A 15,862-nucleotide genomic window follows, 5' to 3' on the forward strand; every position below is an offset into this window, starting at 1 on the left:
TTCTAGGTTTTGGGCGGTTCGCGGCTGTGGCATAGCGGCGGGCCGCCTTAGCCTCATAGGTTTTAGAGTTTTAGTTTAGGGCTGAGAAAGGGAAAATATGTCTGCTCCTTCTGGTCATTCGGGTTCGGGCGCGATTATTGCCGCGCTGGGTGCGAATCTGGGTATTGCGGTGCTGAAGTTTTTGGCTTTTGCGCTGACTCGTTCTTCGTCGATGTTGGCGGAGGCTATTCACTCGGTGGCTGACTCGGGTAATCAGCTTTTGCTTCTTCTGGGCGGTCGCGCTTCGCAGAAGCAGGCTGATGAGGAGCACCCGTTTGGTTATGGCCGTAACCGCTATATTTACGCGTTTATTGTTTCGATTATTATCTTTGCCCTGGGTGGCTTGTTCGCTCTGTATGAGGGTTATGAGAAGCTGCATGACCCGCACGGTATTACTGAGTGGCAGTGGGTTCCGGTGGCTGTTCTGGTGGGTTCGATTCTGCTGGAGGGTAATTCGTTCCGCGTGGCGGTGAAGGAGTCGCGTGATCTGAAGGGCAAGCAGAGCTGGATGCGTTTCTTGCGTACTTCGAAGAACCCGGAGCTTCCGGTGCTTCTGCTGGAGGATGCGGGTGCGCTGCTGGGTCTGATTTTTGCGCTCTTTGGTGTGGGTCTGACTCTGTTGACCGGTAATGGTCTGTGGGATGCGTTCGGTACCCTGGCTATTGGTGTGCTGCTGGTCTTTATTGCTGTGTTCCTTGCGGTGGAGATGAAGTCCCTGATTTTGGGTGAGGCTGCTTCTCCGGAGGATTTGGCGAAGATTCGTGCGGCGATTGAGGATGGCGATAGCGAGCGCATTATCCACATTAAGACCGTGCATCTGGGTCCTGAGGAGATTCTGGTGGCGGCAAAGATTCGTATTCATGATGCTGACACCGGTCGTGCGGTAGCTGATGAGATTGACGCTGCTGAGGTGCGTATTCGTGAGGCTGTTCCTGCGGCGCGCATCATTTATTTGGAGCCGGATATTTTCCGGGCTTAGTTCTAGGAGATTTTCGTTATGACCGTTGAGATGATCGTTGATGGTTTGCTAAAGATTTTCGTTGGCCTGATCATTCTTTTGGTGTACCTGCGTCTGACTCACCGTTCTCAGGCGGGGCACCAGACCCCGATTGATACCATCGGTAACTTTGTCATCGGTGGTGTGTTCGGTGGCGTGTTGTACAGCACGCAGATTAGCCTGTTCTACTTTGTCATCTACATGGTGTTTACGCTGTGCATGATTCAGCTGCTGAACGTGGCGACCACGAAGATTCGTTTTCTGCATATGGCGGTGCGTGAGCAGCGCGTGCCGGTCATTACGGATGGTGATATCGATATTAAGAGCTTCCAGCAGGCAGATGTGGTTCTTGATCCGATGCGCCTGATTGCTGACCTTCGTGCGCAGGGTATTTACGACCTGGAAGACATTGAGTTCGCTCAGATTGAGCCGAATGGTGTGCTGAGTGTGATTCGTAAGGGCGACGGTGTGCCGAACTTTGCTCTGATTGTGAAGGGTACCTTGGTCACTCGCGATATCGCGGATGCGCACAAGACCGAGGATTGGGTGTACCTGCAGTTGCGTGCGGCTGAGGTCGAACTTGAGGATGTCTTCCTCATGGAGTTCAAGAACGGTAACCGCCTGCTCATTCTGCTCAATGACGGCACTACTATTCGCCGTGAGGTGGCAGAAGCCTCGAATATGAATGATAAGGAAGAAGAGTGGCAGGAAGGCGTGGAGGAAGCTCCTGAGCCGGAGGATACTGAGGATGCTAAGAAGGAAGTAGCGGAGCACGCTGCTGAGGATGCGCATCCGACGAAGGATTCTAAAGCGTAGAAGAAGGTAGAGAAAGATGAGTGAAGTGTCGCCCTCGTTTGAGGTTCAGGTGGTTGGCGCCGCCGTGGTTGATTCTTTGGAGGCTCCGACCCGTATGCTGGTGGCTCAGCGTTCTGAGCCGCAGACTGTTGCCGGCATGTGGGAGTTCCCGGGCGGTAAGGTCGAGCCGGGGGAGAGCTGCGAGCAGGCGCTGGTGCGTGAGCTGAAGGAGGAGCTGGGCGTGCAGGCGCGTTTGGGTGCTGAGGTGCCCGGCGCGTACCCGCAGGGCTGGCGTCTGAGCGAGCGTCTGGCGATGCGCGTGTTCTTTGCGGAGATTCTTTCGGGTACTCCGGATACTTTGGAAGATCACAGCGCGCTGCGGTGGATGTCGTTGCCGAAGTCTAAGGATGACGCGCAGGCGTACGATGATTTGCTGGGTTTGCCGTGGATTCCGGCGGATTTGCCGATTGTTTCGGCTCTTCTGCAGCAGCTGCAGGATACAGGTACTGGCGAGGCGTAATCCTAGTGCTGTGGCGCTAAGACTCTGTGTTGGCTCGTTGCGAGGCTAAGTCACCGTTATGTGACAAACTCGCGGCGGTAGTGTGATAAATTTTCTACATCTTTTTTGACGCTGTTTGAAGGCGGGATTCCCTATGAGGAGTCCCGCCTTTATTCATATTTTGAGGGTGATTTATGCGCCGTGTAATCCTGACTTGTGTATTTGTGGGGGAGAGGAATTTGTCATATATGGGTTCGACACGGATACATACTTTGGAAACCAATCGGCAGGCGGGTAGTATTGAGGGAGAAATCACATACGTATTGGGAGACAATGATGACTGCTCAACCCCCGTTTGATCCGGGTACCTACCGCTCCGACGCGGTTCCCTCGGACACTCAAGCTATTTATATTCAGGAAGGCGGCGCTGAGCCGCGCGGAATTCTGTTCCACTCGCCGACCAAGCACCCGAAGATTCTGCGTCTGCAGGAGATTATGATTGTCTCCGCGCTGCTCTGCTTGATCCACGGTGTTATTTCCTCGGTCGCACCGGATAACCTGTCCCCGCTGAAGGGTCTGCCGGAGGTCGGCGTTGCAGGCGGTATCGGCCTGCTGGTTGTTTCTGCGGTTGTGTACATCTGGGTGTACTTCACGATTCAGAAGGGCAAGCGTCTGGGCCTGACTGTCGGTCTGATTTTTGCAATTCTGGGTGCGTTCGTGGCGATCCTGTCTCTGATTGGTAATGTCATTGACGCTCAGCGCTACGGCTTCGTGCCCCTGTACGCGGCATGGTTCATTGCGAACGTGCTGTGGATTCGTGCTTCTTTTGACCCGGCTGTGAAGCAGGCTCTGAAGTAGAAGCGCTCTCTTCAACCCTGTTATTGAAAAGATATACTCTAGAACGCCCGGATGGACTATCCGGGCGTTCTGCTGTTTACGATTCCTTCTCTGGTCTAAAATGGATAGGATATGCGCCCGTCGCCTTCCCCCCTGTTCCGCACCCTGTGTGGGTAGCCGGGGGAGAGCAGACGGTGCTACCTAAGGTGTATAACGAGCCAGCCGGCATAGTGCCGGTGGTATGCAGAGAAGAGTGACAATGACCGATTCCGTGCAGGAACACGAGGGTCTTAACGGCCCGGCTCAGGTTCTCGCCCGCATTGCGCAGGTTCTGGAGGAGAACCCCGAGAACGGTTTGGACGCTATCCGTGAGGCTTTTGAGGCTGAGCATGAGCGTGCCAAGCATGAGATTCGCGAGAAGGCTAAGGACTTTGACAGCCTCAAGGAGGTGCGCCTGAGCTTCTTCGGTGAGAAGGGCATCATGAGCATCGCTAACCGCCAGATGCGTGATCTTCAGAACCAGCACAAGGGCCCGGTGGGTAAGCTGATGGGTCAGGCTCGTGCAGCCCTGACTGAGGCTATTGAGGCTCGTACCGCTGAGCTGGAGGCTGAGCGTGAGGCTCGCATCCTGGCTGAGGAAGCTGTGGACGTTTCTGCTGCTTCGCCTCGCCGTTCCCTGGGCGGCCGCCACCCGATTGCTCTGATGCAGGAGCGCCTGACCGATATTTTCGTCGGTATGGGTTGGGAGGTTGCTGACGGCCCGGAGCTGGAGTCTGAGTGGTACAACTTTGACGCTCTGAACATTAAGCCGGACCACCCGGCGCGCGAAATGCAGGACACCTTCTACGTTGAGCCGAAGAACGCTCACCTGCTGCTGCGCACCCACACCTCCCCGGTGCAGATGCGTTCGCTACTTTCGCGTGAGCTGCCGCTGTACATTGTGTGCCCCGGCCAGGTGTACCGCACCGATGAGCTGGACGCGACCCACACCCCGGTCTTCCACCAGATTGAGGGCCTGGCCGTGGATAAGGGCCTGACCATGGCTGACCTGAAGGGCACCCTGGAGTACATGGCACGCGCCATGTTCGGCGAAGAGGCTAAGATTCGCCTGCGCCCGAACTTCTTCCCCTTCACTGAGCCTTCCGCTGAGCTGGATTTGTGGCACCCGAACGCTAAGGGCGGCCCGCAGTGGATTGAGTGGGGCGGCTGCGGCATGGTGAACCCGAATGTTCTGCGTGCTGCGGGTATTGATCCTGAGGAGTACTCGGGCTTCGCTTTCGGTATGGGTATTGAACGTACCCTCATGTTCCGTAACAACGTCGCTGACATGCATGACATGGTTGAAGGCGACATCCGTTTCTCTGAGCAGTTCGGGATGGAGATCTAAATTATGCGTGTACCCCTGTCATGGCTGCGCGAGTTCGTGCCTGTAGCCGAGGATGCTTCGGCTGAAGATTTGATGGCAACCCTGGTGAAGGTTGGCCTGGAAGAAGAAGACGTTCACCGCCCCTCTGATGAGCTGTCTGGCCCGATTGTGGTTGGTCAGGTGCTCTCTATGGAGCCGGAGACCCACTCGAACGGCAAGACCGTGAACTGGTGCCAGGTGCGTGTGGTTCCGGAGGGTCAGGAGCAGACTCTGACCGGTAAGGGCATTGAGCCTTCCGGTGTTCAGGGCATTATTTGTGGTGCCCACAATTTCAAGCCCGGCGACAAGGTTGTTGTGACCCTGCCCGGCGCTGTTCTGCCCGGTGGTTTCGCGATTACCGCTCGTAAGACCTATGGCCACAAGTCGGCTGGCATGATTGCCTCGACTCGTGAGCTGGGTATTGGTGATGATCACGGTGGCATTCTGGTGCTTTCGACTCTGGGCCTGGACCCGGAGCTTGGCACCGATGCGATGGAGCTGCTGGGCCTGTACGATCAGGCTGCCGAGGTGAACGTGACCCCGGACCGCGGTTACGCGTTCTCCCTGCGCGGTATTGCTCGCGAGTGGTGCCACGCGACCGGTTCTTCCTTCGAGGATTTTGTGCTGGCATACGGCGAGCGCGCCCCGGAGGCGAACGAGTCCGGTCACCCGGTTTCTCTGCGTGATGAGGCCCCAATTCACGGTAACCCCGCATGCACTCGTTTCGTGATGCGTGAGGTGTCGGGCGTGAAGGCGGACGCGCCGGTTCCGACCTGGATGTCTTCGCGTCTGCGTCTGGCGGGTGTGCGCTCGCTGTCGCTGCCGGTGGATATTTCGAACTACGTGATGCTGGAGACCGGCCAGCCGCTGCACTTCTACGATGCTGACAAGGTTCAGGGTGAGATTGTGGTGCGTCGCGCCGCTGCTGGCGAGAAGCTGGTGACCCTGGACGGTGTTGAGCGTACTCTGCACCCCGAGGATATTGTCATTGCTGATGATTCCGGCGTGATTGGTCTTGCCGGTGTGATGGGTGGCGCTTCGACTGAGGTGACCGATTCGACCACCCGCATTCTGGTGGAGTCTGCTCGTTTTGATGAAGTGTCGGTGGCTCGTACCGCTCGCCGTCACAAGCTGATTTCTGAGTCCTCGAAGCGTTTTGAGCGTGGCGTGGATCCGCAGATTCAGGCTGCGGCTGCTCAGCGTGCGGTTGAGCTGCTGGTTGAGCTGGCTGGTGCTCAGGTTGAGCCGGGCGTTACTGATGTGTCGCTCGGTTATGAGCCGGTCGTGATTGATCTGCCTGCTGACTACACTGCCGGTCGTATTGGCGTGGATTACTCGCCGGAGCAGATTGAGTCTTGCCTGCGTGAGATTGGCTGCTCGGTGGAGCGTACCGAGTCTGGTTACGCGGTGACTGTCCCGTCGTGGCGTACTGACCTGCGTGCGAAGGAGGACCTGACTGAGGAAATCGCACGTATTGACGGTTACGAGAACATCCCCTCGACTCTGCCGGTGGCTCCTGCGGGTCGCGGTTACACTCCGGAGCAGGCGGGTAAGCGTCGTGCGCTGAATGCGTTGGCGGCTTCGGGCCTGACTGAGGTTTTCGCGTACCCCTTCGTGTCGGCTGATGCGAACAACCTGTGGTCGGCTCCGTGGGTGAGCACCCCTGAGAACCCGGTGACTGAGGTTCCTTCGGTTCGCCTGGAGAACCCGATTTCTTCGGCTGAGGGCTGGATGCGCCGCTCGCTGCTGCCGGGCCTGGTTGAGGTACTGAAGCGTAACCTGTCTCGTGGTTTCAAGAACCTGGCTATTTTCGAGGCGGGTCACGTGTTCATTCCGGGTGAGCAGCTGGGTTCGGAGTCTATTCCGCCGCTGGGTGCTCGTCCTTCGGATGAGGTTCTGGCTGATTTGAATGCCGGTATTCCGCAGCAGCCTACTTTCATTGCTGGTCTGTTTGCAGGTACTGAGCATGAAGTGATGCCGGGTGCCGCTCCGCGCGCTTACGATTGGCGTGATGCTCTGGACGCTGTGCGTCTGGTGGCTGCCGCTGTTTCGGCTGAGATTCAGGTCCGTAACGGTGTGCACACTGCGTTCCACCCGGGTCGTGTGGCTGAGGTTCTGAACGTTGCCGGTGAGCGTGTTGGTTTCGCTGGCGAGCTGCACCCGAAGCTGCTGCAGGAGCTGAACCTGCCTGAGCGCACCTGCGCGTTTGAGCTGGATTTCTCGGCGCTGTTTGCTGGTCGTGTTGAGGCGCGTCAGGCTACTCCGGTACTGACTTTCCCGGCTGCTACTCAGGATGTGGCGCTTCTGGTGGACCGCGATCTGCCTGCTTCTGAGGTGGAGCGTGTTCTGCGTGAGGGCGCTGGCGAGCTGCTGGAGGACATCCGCGTCTTTGATGATTACCGCGGTGTCGGTATTGATGAGTCGAAGAAGTCTTTGGCGTTTGCTCTGCGTTTCCGCGCGCCGGATCGTACGCTGACTGCTGATGAGGCGTCGGCTTCTCGTGAGGCTGCTGTGGCTGCGACTGTTGAGCAGCTGGGTGCGGAACCGCGTGTCTAACCGGGTCTAACCCTATGGCGTAATGCCTAGTGCTGACGGGGTGGGAGTTGTTGGCTCCCACCCCGTAGCTTTTGGCGTTGCGTGGTGGGTTTACCTGTTGGGTTGGTTTATGAAGCGTTGATAAGCGCTTTCAGTGGTGAACTCATGTGGTTATGGGTACCCTAGAAGATAGATGAAGTGAGGGAGAGAGTAATGGCTAATCGAGAGAACTCGCGCGAACAGGATGAGCTGTCGCAGTCTACTGAGGTCGAAGAAACCTACTTTGAGGATTCTGAGTACGAGGATTCTGAATATGAGGAGTACGACGAGTACGACGAGTACGAGGATTACGACGATGAGGAAGAGAACTCCTCCCTTTTCGCGATGAGTGAGGAAGAGCTGGATGACCGCCCGGGCGTAAACTGGCTGTCGGTTCTTTCTGCGGCGGTTGCGGTTATTCTTTCCATTGTTTTGGCTGTTGTGGGTGTCCGCGCGTTTGCGTCGGTGAATAATAACGCCGAGTATGCCGGTAAGAGCTGGGTCATTCAGGGTACCTACCAGGATTTGACTCCTGACCTGATTACGAAGGGTAATGTGGCTCGTTATAAGGGCAACCTGCCGGCTGATGACGCGCTGAATGGTAAGACCTATGTGTCGAACCTGAAGGATAAGTATCAGGTGACTTCGGGCGCTCCGATTGAGTTCCGTGGTTCGCAGACTGGCGATGTTCCTTCCGAGTTCCCGCGTGAGGTGGATGGCCTGTTGGTGGAGAAGGGCGGCACTCTTGAGGTCGTCTACACCGCTGAGAAGGGCACGTTGAAGCCTGTGACTGAGGACAGCGTGAATGCTGAGCGTTTTGCCGGTATCGCAAGTATTGTTGGTGCGGTGCTGGTGCTTCTGCTGGGTATGGGTTTTGCTGTGTGGCTGAACCGCCGTTCGCGCGATGTCGAGTATGAGGACCTGGATGGTCTGGTGGAGGACGAGCGCTAGGCGTTTCTGAATCTTGAGGATTGACCGGTTGACGTTTTGTTGAGGGAGCCTGTTTCTGGCGCACGTGGTGTTGCTGGAGGCGGGCTCCTTTTTCGCGCTCGCCTACCAGAAGGTCTCTTGACCGGCACAACGCACTAGCCCACAATGTTCTTGCACGCTATGCATTCATTGCGAGGTTATGCGCCCGAATGTGTAGATACACGCTACATTCGCGGCGTTTTGTGTGACAGCTGGTGAGATAAACCCTGAAAATTCCCCCATATCTTGGAATAATCCATATTTGGCGCGCATATTTATGTGCATATGTATTATCTTGGGTAGTAAAGAATGTTGCGCTGCGCCACCGTTGGGCAGCTCCGTTCTGAATTCGTGATTGGCACCGTAGGAAGAAGAGATATTATGCCTTTCCCCTCGACCAAGATCGCGCGTCAGGCACGCATCGTTGAATTGCTGCAGACCCGACGTGTCCGCTCCCAGGCTGAACTGGCGCAGTACCTGACCGATGATGGTATGAAGGTTACTCAGGCGACCCTTTCCCGTGATCTTGTTGAAATTGGCGCTGAGCGCATCCGTGATGAAGGCGCCGGCTTGATTTATGCTGTGCCGAATTACCCTGCTCGTCGTGGCGGCGGCACTGCACCTGATGCCCGTATGATTTCCCTGTTTAAGGAGCTGCTGATTACCGCTGAGGGTTCGGCGAATATTACGGTTCTGCGTACTCCTCCGGGTGCTGCGCAGTTCTTGGCTTCGTCTATTGATCAGGGCGGTCTTGAAGCGATTATGGGCACTATTGCCGGTGACGATACGGTAATAGTGATTACTCGTGACCCCAATGGTGGGGCTGCGCTTGCCGAGAGCTTCTTAGATTGGTCTGCTGCTCAGTAGTAGCTGGGGCGTATCTTGCGCTGTTCTTCTGATGTTTCGGGGGAGCGGTTGAAGGTACGCCCTTCTGCTGTCTTCGGGCTCTTTTTGCGGGCTTCTAGCTCGGCTTCTCTTTTTCTAGATATACCGATTTTTCTGTGGTGAGAGTTTTCTATCATGTCTGAAATGCACGATTCAGCGAACAATATTGCCTACCTTTTGGCGGAGGCTGGTTCCGGTTCTGATTCTGGGGCTAAGGCGGCTTTGACGATTCCGGCTTCTGACTCTGCTGATATGCAGGTGGTGAGCTACGCGCAGTTGGCATCTGCTGCTGCGCAGGTTCAGCGTCATCTGGCGGCGCTCGGTGTTGAGCGTGGTGACCGGGTGGCGTTGTCTATGCCGAATGTGGCGTTGATGCCGGCGTTGTATTACGGCATTGTGGCTGCGGGCGCGATTTGTGTTCCGTTGAATCCGCTGTTGTCGGGTGCTGAGCTGGAGTATAATCTGCGCGATAGCGGGGCGAAGGTGCTTTTTGCTTTTGCGGGTACTCGTCTGGCGTCGGAGGCAACCTCGACGGTGCCGGTGAAGAACGGTTCGGTTCGTTGCGAGATTTTCACCGGGGGAGAGGGCTCACCGGTGGCTCCTTTTGATGCGCCTGCCGATAGTGCGCTGTCGGACGCTGTTCCGGCGGCTGCTGTTCTGGAGCCTGTCCCGGTGGCGGCGAGTAATCCGGCGATTATTCTGTACACTTCGGGTACGACGGGCAAACCTAAGGGCGCGACGCTGACTCACGCGAATATCCTCTCGAATGCTCGTAGCTGCGTGAGCGTTTTTGGTTTCACCGCTGATGATGTCATTTTTGGTGGTCTTCCGCTGTTCCACGCGTTTGGTCAGACGGTGTCGATGAACGCGGCGTTTGCGGCGTCGGCTACGGTGGCTTTGCTATCGCGTTTTACCCCTGATGGCGCGCTGAATCTGATAGAGCGTGCCGGGGTGTCGGTGTTGGCTGCAGTCCCGAGCATGTATGTGTCGTTGGCGGCGGCGCTGGAGGCTGAGCCTGAGCGTGCGCGCTCGCTGCGTGGTCGCATCCGTTTCGGTATTTCGGGTGGTTCGCCGCTGCCTGCGCCGGTGCATTCTGCGTTGAAAACGCTGATTGAGTGCCCGGTGTATGAGGGCTACGGTTTGAGTGAGACTTCGCCGGTAGTTTCGTTTAATCAGGCGGAGTTTGGCATGGTGCTCGGTTCGGTGGGTCGTGTGTTGCCGGGTGTGCAGGTGCAGGTCCGTTGCCCGCAGGGTTCCGAGTGCGCGCCGGGTGTGAGCGGTCAGCTGTGGGTACGCGGCGAGAACGTGATGGCTGGCTACTGGAATAATCCTGCGGCTACTGCTGAGGTTTTTGACGGCGAGTGGTTTGCGACCGGCGATGTTGCTCGTGTTGATGAGCAGGGCAATATTTTTATTGTGGACCGTATTAAGGACATGGTTCTGCGTAACGGCTATTCGGTATATCCGCGTGAGATTGAGGATGTTCTCTATACTCATGAGCAGGTGCAGTCGGTAGCTGTGTTGGGCGTGCCGGATGAGCGTGTGGGCGAGGAGGTTGTCGCCGTGGTGATGCCGCGTCCGGGTGCTGATGAGGGCGTGCTGCAGGCGGAGTTGAATGCGTTGGCGCGTACTCGTTTGGCGGCGTATAAGTATCCTCGCCGCTACGTGATGGTGGAGAGCATGCCGCTGGGGCCGACCGGCAAGATTCTTAAGCGTGACTTGCGGGTTGTGATTCAGAGAGGCTAATCCCGGCAGATGGTTCTTGTCGCTCATCTGAGGACAAGAGCGGGTGAAGAGGGTAGAATTTTGTAGGCGGCTTCTACCGCGTTATTGTTCCCGGACGTTTTTTCCGGGGCTATCCCCTTCACGAAAGAGAGAGCATGAGCGTTCCCGCTTCTGAGGCTTCGCGAACCCCTATTGAGCAGTTGATTCCGGCTGCTTGCGCTACGATTCCGAATTACCCGCATGAGGGCATCCTCTTTTACGATGTGACCACTCTCTTCGCTAATGCTGAGGTGTTCAAGGCGTGCATTGATGAGCTGGCTACTCGTTTTGAGGGTCAGTTTGATGTGGTGGCTGGTGTTGAGGCTCGCGGTTTCTTGTTGGCTTCTGCGCTCGCGTACGCTACTGGCACCGGCATTATGACGGTTCGTAAGGCGGGTAAGCTTCCGCGTGAGACGTACCGTGAGGAGTATGCGCTGGAGTACGGTAGCGCGGCGATTGAGATTCACTGTAATGATTTCGCGCCGGGCACTCGTGTTCTTCTGCTGGATGATCTGCTGGCGACTGGCGGTACCCTGGTGGCTGCCGCGAAGCTGGTGGAGCGTGCGAACCTGAAGGTTGCCGGCGTTGGTGCTCTTCTGGAGCTGGAGGGTCTGGGCGGTCGTGAGGCGCTGGACGGTTACCGTCTTGAGACGCTGAGCTTGGTGTCTGAGTATCCGCTACCGTCGAAGTAGTTTTATAGAGTTTGAGGCTTGCCGCCGGTTGGGCGTGTGTAGCCGATATTGATGAGGGGTGCCCTGCCGGTTGAGCCGGTGGGGCACTTTTCTGTGTATGCCGGTGCAGGTTTTCTACGGGGGTAATATTTCTGCCCTTCGGAGCCTGTCCTGTAAAATAGTGACCCGTATTTTTGGGTGCCTGTCGCATCCTGTCTTTGAGACACCATAGGTTTAAGGAGCTTACGTGTCATCTGAATCTTTGCCCCAGCAGTCTGCTGATTCTTCGGCGGCTGAGAAGCTGTTTGCTGAGCAGATGGCTGCGGAGCGTGAGTATGTTGCTCGCGTGTATGCTCGCCTGGATGAGCTCCGCGAGGAGACGGCTGAGAAGCTGGCTGCTGTGCGTAAGAATCAGGCGGTGGGCGGTCATCAGAACCGTTCGGAGCGTGACTCTTTTGCTACTCACTATGAGGATCGTTTGGCGCAGCTGAATGCTGTGGATTCTCGTCTGACGTTTGGCCGACTGGATATGGACCGTGAGGGCGCTGATGCGGTGCGTTATATCGGTCGTATTGGTATTACGGATAGCAATCAGCAGCGTCTGCTGATGGACTGGCGTGCCCCGGAGGCGGGTACGTTCTATCAGGCGACTGCTTTCCACTCGATGGGTGTGCGCCGCCGCCGTCACCTGATGCTTGAGGGCCGCACTGTCGTAAATATTGAGGATGAGGTCTTCGATTCGGAGATGCTGCAGGATGAGAACACCCTCCACGGTGAGGGTGCTCTGTTGGCGGCGCTGAATAAGAAGCGTACCGGCCGCATGGGCGATATTGTGGCGACGATTCAGGCTGAGCAGGATGCGATTATCCGCTCGGAGCTGCCGGGTGTGCGTGTTGTGCAGGGTGGTCCCGGTACCGGTAAGACTGCTGTGGCGCTGCATCGTGCGGCGTACCTGCTGTATACGAACCGTGAGCGCCTGTCGAAGGCTGGCGTGCTGGTGGTTGGTCCGTCGAATTCGTTCATGTGGTATATCGAGCGTGTGCTTCCTTCGCTGGGTGAGACCGGCGTGGTGATGGCTTCGTTGGCGACCCTGTACCCGGGTCTGCGTGCTGTGCCTGAGAAGGACCGCGCGGTTGCCGCCCTGAAGGGCGATTTGCGCATGGTGAAGGTTATTAAGCGTGCGGTGGCGGATCGTCAGAAGGTGCCGGCTCAGGTTCAGCGTCTGAACGTTGAGGGTACTGATGTTGAGCTGACTCCGGAGATGGTTCGTTCGGCTCGTTCTCGTGCTCGTTCAACGGGCAAGCCGCATAATGAGGCTCGTGAGACGTTCGTGAAGATTCTGTTGAAGGAGCTGACCGCGAAGCTGGATGATCAGCTGAACCGTGCGGCGGGTCGTGTGGTGGAGCGTCCGTATCTGCAGGATGATGTGCGTGCTTCGATGGATGTGCGCCGTGCCTTGAACCTGGCATGGATGCCGCTGTCGCCGGAGACTCTGTTGCGCTCGCTGTTCTCGAAGCCTCACTATCTGGAGTCTGCGACTCGTGAGTTGTCGAAGGCTGAGCGTGAGCTGCTGGCTCGCCCGGCGGACGCCCCCTTCACGGAGGCTGATGTTCCTCTGCTGGATGAGGCTGCTGAGCTTTTGGGTGATTTTTCGAAGGTGACCGGTGCGGCTGCTGCGGCTCGTGCTGCGGCGGAGCATCGTGCGAACCTTGAGAATGCGGCGAAAGCTTTGGAGAATGTCCACCAGTCGCTGGAGGATATTGGCGCTGATGGCGTGATTACTCCTGAGCAGATTGCGATGATGAATGAGGTTCGTGGCGAACGTATGACTGCTGCGGCTGCGGCTTCTGCTGATCGTACGTGGGCGTATGGCCATATTGTGGTGGATGAGGCCCAGGAGCTCTCGCCCATGCAGTGGCGTTTGCTGATGCGTCGTTGCCCGATGAAGTCGTTCACGATTGTGGGCGATATTGCTCAGGCTTCTTCTGCTGCGGCTGCTTCCTCGTGGTCGCAGGCGTTGGAGCCGTTTGTGGGTGAGCGTTTCACTCTGGAGGAGCTGACGATTAATTACCGTACTCCGGCTCAGATTGCTGAGGCAGCGGTGTCGGTTGCTCAGGCTGCTGGCTATGAGGTGTCTGCGCCTCGTGCGGTGCGTGAGGGTCAGTGGCCTCCGCTGGTTCATGAGGTTGCCGCCGAGTCTGTTGTGGAGCAGACCGTGTCCGTGGTCAGCGAGGAGGTCGCTCATTCGGGTGGTGCTCTGATTGGTGTGGTGTGCCCGCCGAGCCTGTATGTTCAGACGGCTCAGGCCGTGGCTCGTGCTCATGCTGATCGTACGGGTACCGCGCAGACTGCGTTGGAGAATCAGGTGCTGGTTCTGACTCCGTGGGAGGCGAAGGGCCTGGAGTTTGATGTTGTGGTGATTGTTGAGCCGCAGCAGCTGATTGATGATGCTGATGGTGCTGTGGGCGATTTGTACGTGTCGATGACTCGTCCGACTCAGCGCCTGCACATGGTGGGCTCGCGGATGCCCGCGGGTCTGTAGCCTTGCGGCTCGTGTAGCCTCTATCTGTTATTTCTTTGAGCCGGTGCCGCACCGGTTTGGGCGCTCGCTTGGGTTTTTCTGAGCGTTTGGGCTGGTGCGGTGCTAGGCTTGTTACATATTTTGTTCGAGCGCCTTCGGGCGTTGTTACCTTGTGAATGGGAGAAGCATGTCTGCCGAGATCCTCAACGCGCAGCATAATGACGATACCTTCGAGAATATTTGGCAGGAGCTGAAGTGGCGCGGCCTGGTGCACGTGAGCACTGACGAGGCTGCTTTGGAGAAGGCGCTGAGCGAGGAGAGCCTGACTTTCTATACGGGTTATGATCCGACTGCGGCTTCTTTGCACCTGGGTCACTTGGTGCAGCTGCTGGTGATGCGTCGTCTGCAGCTTGCCGGTCACAAGCCGCTGGGTCTGGTGGGTGGTTTCACCGGTTTGATTGGTGATCCGCGTCAGACGTCTGAGCGTGTGCTGAACTCTCCTGAGGTTGTTGCTGAGTGGGTTAAGTCTCTGCGTGCTCAGATTGAGCGTTTCCTGTCTTTCGAGGGTGAGAACGCTGCTCGTATGGTGAATAACTTGGACTGGAGCGGTCAGATGTCTGCTCTGCAGTTGCTGCGCGATGTTGGTAAGCATTTCCGCGTGGGCACCATGGTGAAGAAGGAGATTGTTGCGAAGCGCCTGAACTCTGATGAGGGCATTTCGTACACCGAGTTCTCGTACCAGATTCTGCAGGGCTTGGACTTCTTGGAGCTGAACCGTCGTTTCGGTTGTACTCTGCAGACCGGTGGTTCTGATCAGTGGGGTAACCTGACCAGCGGTACCGAGCTGATTCGTAAGGTGGAGGGTAAGAGCGTTCACGCTATTGGTACTCCGCTGATTACTAACTCTGATGGCACTAAGTTCGGTAAGAGCGAGGGCAACGCTATTTGGCTGAACCCGCAGATGTGCTCGCCGTACGCTTTCTACCAGTTCTGGCTGAACACTGCGGATGCGGATGTGCTGGATCGCCTGAAGGTCTTTACTTTCTTGACTCGTGCTGAGATTGCCGAGTTTGCGGAGAAGGTTGAGAAGGAGCCGTTTAAGCGTGAGGCTCAGAAGACTCTGGCGTACCTGGTGACTTCGCTGGTTCACGGTACTGAGGCTACTGATCAGGCTGTGGCTGCTTCGGAGGCTTTGTTCGGTAAGGGCGATTTCGCTGCTCTGGATGAGGCTACCTTGGAGTCTGTGGTTGCTGAGCTTCCTTCGGCTAAGCTGTCCGAGGACCGTCTGGACATGATTTCTGTTCTGACTGAGCTGGGCTTTGCGAAGTCTAACTCTGAGGCTCGTCGCATTCTGAAGGAGGGCGGCGCTTCGGTGAACGGCGTGAAGGTTCAGGGTGAGGACGCAGCTATTTCTAAGGATGATCTGCTGCACGGTCGTTTTGCGATGGTTCGCCGTGGCAAGAAGAACCAGGGCGCTGTGGAGCTGATCTAGTCTTTTCTGACTTTCTCTATACATATAGAGGGGGAGGGGTGCTTCTCTGCTGAGTGTTTAGTATTGAGTGTTCGGTACTGAATGTTCGGCGGGGGAGTGCCCCTCCTTTTCTGTTCCCTATATACATTCCCTATACACACAGAGCTCCTCCGTCAGGAGGGGCTCTTCTTGTATCGTTCTGCTGCCCTCTGGCTCTGGGTTTTCTTGGTTTGTCTTTGTTGGCGAGGGCTTTAGGCGCCGTTCGACCCTGTTTTGGGGCTCCCGAGAGGGGAATTCGCAGATTTTTGAGGTTTTTTGGAAGTTTTTTGAAGATTTTTTAGCACCCATAAAACACACTGACTAGGCGGTTTGGTGCCTGGAGGGGTGTTTGAGACCCTTTCAAGACCCCACTTGTGGTCTACTTCACCCTATTTC

General features: G+C 56.8%; 12 protein-coding genes. All 12 read left to right on the forward strand.

All coding sequences use genetic code 11. The features are described from left to right. Positions 1-97 precede the first annotated feature (97 nt). The 12 genes from HMPREF2928_RS03315 (at position 98) to tyrS (ending at position 15,448) form a co-directional block, all read left to right on the forward strand. Positions 98-1,018: a cation diffusion facilitator family transporter gene (locus tag HMPREF2928_RS03315; protein ID WP_005507873.1), complete on the forward strand. Its 921-nt coding sequence runs from the start codon at positions 98-100 to the stop codon at positions 1,016-1,018. A gap of 18 nt (positions 1,019-1,036) precedes the next feature. After that, positions 1,037-1,852: a DUF421 domain-containing protein gene (locus tag HMPREF2928_RS03320; protein ID WP_070687358.1), complete on the forward strand. Its 816-nt coding sequence runs from the start codon at positions 1,037-1,039 to the stop codon at positions 1,850-1,852. A 16-nt stretch (positions 1,853-1,868) separates the two neighbouring features. Beyond that, positions 1,869-2,351, forward strand: coding sequence for a (deoxy)nucleoside triphosphate pyrophosphohydrolase (locus HMPREF2928_RS03325; protein ID WP_049350159.1), 483 nt, complete (start codon positions 1,869-1,871; stop codon positions 2,349-2,351). 315 nt (positions 2,352-2,666) lie between these two features. Further along, positions 2,667-3,188 carry an ABC transporter ATPase gene (locus HMPREF2928_RS03330; RefSeq protein WP_070687365.1) on the forward strand — a complete coding sequence of 174 codons (522 nt, stop codon included), beginning with the start codon at positions 2,667-2,669 and terminating at the stop codon, positions 3,186-3,188. A gap of 238 nt (positions 3,189-3,426) precedes the next feature. Beyond that, a complete protein-coding gene (gene pheS / locus HMPREF2928_RS03335; protein ID WP_070687359.1) occupies positions 3,427-4,554 on the forward strand; it encodes a phenylalanine--tRNA ligase subunit alpha in 1,128 nt (375 codons plus the stop codon). Positions 4,555-4,557: 3 nt separating this feature from the next. Then, positions 4,558-7,128 carry a phenylalanine--tRNA ligase subunit beta gene (gene pheT, locus HMPREF2928_RS03340; RefSeq protein WP_070687360.1) on the forward strand — a complete coding sequence of 857 codons (2,571 nt, stop codon included), beginning with the start codon at positions 4,558-4,560 and terminating at the stop codon, positions 7,126-7,128. Positions 7,129-7,320: 192 nt separating this feature from the next. Then, a complete protein-coding gene (locus HMPREF2928_RS03345) occupies positions 7,321-8,097 on the forward strand; it encodes a hypothetical protein (protein WP_070687361.1) in 777 nt (258 codons plus the stop codon). Positions 8,098-8,496: 399 nt separating this feature from the next. Beyond that, entirely contained in the window at positions 8,497-8,982 is a 486-nt protein-coding gene (locus HMPREF2928_RS03350) for an arginine repressor (RefSeq protein ID WP_005507137.1), read from the forward strand. Positions 8,983-9,135: 153 nt separating this feature from the next. Continuing rightward, complete coding sequence (locus HMPREF2928_RS03355; protein ID WP_070687362.1) at positions 9,136-10,746, forward strand: AMP-binding protein; 1,611 nt, start codon at positions 9,136-9,138, stop codon at positions 10,744-10,746. Positions 10,747-10,880: 134 nt separating this feature from the next. Next, positions 10,881-11,456, forward strand: coding sequence for an adenine phosphoribosyltransferase (locus HMPREF2928_RS03360; protein ID WP_049355170.1), 576 nt, complete (start codon positions 10,881-10,883; stop codon positions 11,454-11,456). Between the two features lie 226 nt (positions 11,457-11,682). Continuing rightward, on the forward strand, positions 11,683-13,977 hold the full coding sequence (locus HMPREF2928_RS03365) for a HelD family protein (RefSeq protein WP_070687943.1): 2,295 nt from the start codon (positions 11,683-11,685) through the stop codon (positions 13,975-13,977). 166 nt (positions 13,978-14,143) lie between these two features. Beyond that, on the forward strand, positions 14,144-15,448 hold the full coding sequence (gene tyrS, locus HMPREF2928_RS03370) for a tyrosine--tRNA ligase (RefSeq protein ID WP_005507861.1): 1,305 nt from the start codon (positions 14,144-14,146) through the stop codon (positions 15,446-15,448). The last annotated feature ends 414 nt before the right edge of the window (positions 15,449-15,862 follow it).

The organism is Rothia sp. HMSC072B04 (genome assembly GCF_001813725.1).
Classification (GTDB): domain Bacteria; phylum Actinomycetota; class Actinomycetes; order Actinomycetales; family Micrococcaceae; genus Rothia; species Rothia mucilaginosa.